At 61.2% G+C, this 1,535-nt stretch carries 2 protein-coding genes; one reads left to right on the top strand and one right to left on the bottom strand.

Features of this window, described 5'->3' with window-relative positions:
• The coding region (locus WAW17_RS22825) for an acyl-CoA dehydrogenase family protein (RefSeq protein ID WP_422335188.1) at positions 1 to 289 on the bottom strand (289 nt) is incomplete at its 3' end.
• A 139-nt stretch (positions 290 to 428) separates the two neighbouring features.
• Between WAW17_RS22825 and WAW17_RS22820 the strand changes: the two genes are divergently transcribed.
• Positions 429 to 1,211 (top strand): FadR/GntR family transcriptional regulator, encoded by a 783-nt coding sequence (locus tag WAW17_RS22820; RefSeq protein WP_422335187.1) that lies wholly within the window; start codon positions 429 to 431, stop codon positions 1,209 to 1,211.
• Positions 1,212 to 1,535 lie beyond the last annotated feature (324 nt).

The following is a 1,535-nucleotide window of genomic DNA, read 5'->3' as shown; positions in this document are numbered from 1 at the left end:
CACCGTGATTCATACCGACGAAACAGCAGCCGATGTCCGGTCCGCCGAGGGCCGCATACTCCTCGAGCCAGATGAGTTGACGTACCAAGGGCAGTCCTCGACCGCCATATTCGTGGGGCCATGCAATTCCGCCCCACCCACCGTCGTATTGCGTTCGCTGCCAGGCCAAGTCCCACTCACGCGCACCTTGCGGATCGCGTGGTCTGGACGTGGTAGGGATGTTGTCCTGCAACCAGGATCGCACTTCGGTGCGGAACCGGCCGTCCTCGGTGCTGAAGCGAAGATCCATGAAACCCTCTGTTCGACGAATCCGATTTCAATATAGATTATCTATATATACTCTCGCGTCAAGCACCACTACGGGTTGGTGTCCGACCGACCTCTTCGAGGGGTCTAGGATCAGCGGCGCACTCGAAAGGAGTCTGAACGTGGCCGAAGGGTACTCATTCGCCGCCAAGAGCGGTCATTATCGCGTTCGCCCACTGAAGATGTCCGACCAGGTGGCGCAGCAAATCCGCCGCATGATCGCACGCGGCGAACTTCAGGATGGCGATTGGCTTCCCCCGGAACCGGCGCTCATGGAGCAGTTCGGGGTGTCACGTCCGACTCTGCGCGAGGCCTTCCGTCTACTCGAGGGCGATTCTCTCGTCACGATCCGCCGAGGACCTCCAGGTGGTGCGCGAGTGACGGTCCCCGGCCCGGATGCAGCCGCTGACCTGTTCGGTTTGCTGCTGACATTGGCGGGCACCGCCGTCGCGGATGTGTGGGACGCTCGTATGGTCATCGAACCTCATGCTGTGCGGCTACTGACGTTGTCTGCGACGCCCGTGGAACTGCAAGCGCTCGATGGGGCGATCGAACACTTGCGTTCAGTATTCGACAATCCACCGGCGTTCAGTTCAGCGGCCGCGCAGTTCCATGTCCAACTTGTCGAGCTGTCGGGCAGCCGAACGCTCGCAGCAGTGATCGGCATGCTCTCGGAGATCGTCGAGCGTGAACTCGCCCAACATCTCGAGGGGAAAGATCCTGACAACGACGCGATCCGGAAAGCGAACAGGCGCGCCCTGCGTGGATACGAGAAGATCGTCGAACTGATACGTGCAGGGGACGCCGATGAGGCGGAGAAGGCCTGGCGAACACACATGAATTCGGCGCGTCGGTACTTGGGCAGCACCAAGGACAGCGCGAGGTTGGTGGATCTCCTCTACTGATCTCGTCGACTCGTGGATATGAGAGGCCGGATGTGAAGAAGCTTGCGGCGCTGAGTCTTTCATCAACGAGGGAGGCGAGGTCGTCGGCCCCCTGCGACTGGGACAGTGTGGTCAGCGAGTTCGACAGGTTTGGCCGGACGCCGACGATCGGACGCGCAAGGCCGCGGACCCCTTGTTCCGCTCCTCGGCGGGATCTACTGCGTACTCACTGCGTGCCGAGGACCGGAAACAGGCCGCTGAACTGGGGTCTTACACGTTGAAGCGGAACTCTTGTGGGTGCCCAGAAACCCGCCCTACCTGCGGTTATGCGGTATGGGCCGTGTG

Source organism: Rhodococcus sp. (in: high G+C Gram-positive bacteria), assembly GCF_049286785.1.
GTDB lineage: Bacteria > Actinomycetota > Actinomycetes > Mycobacteriales > Mycobacteriaceae > Rhodococcus_F.
Note: the sequence above shows the minus strand (reverse complement) of the source record. Positions and strands in the feature narration are given on the sequence as shown.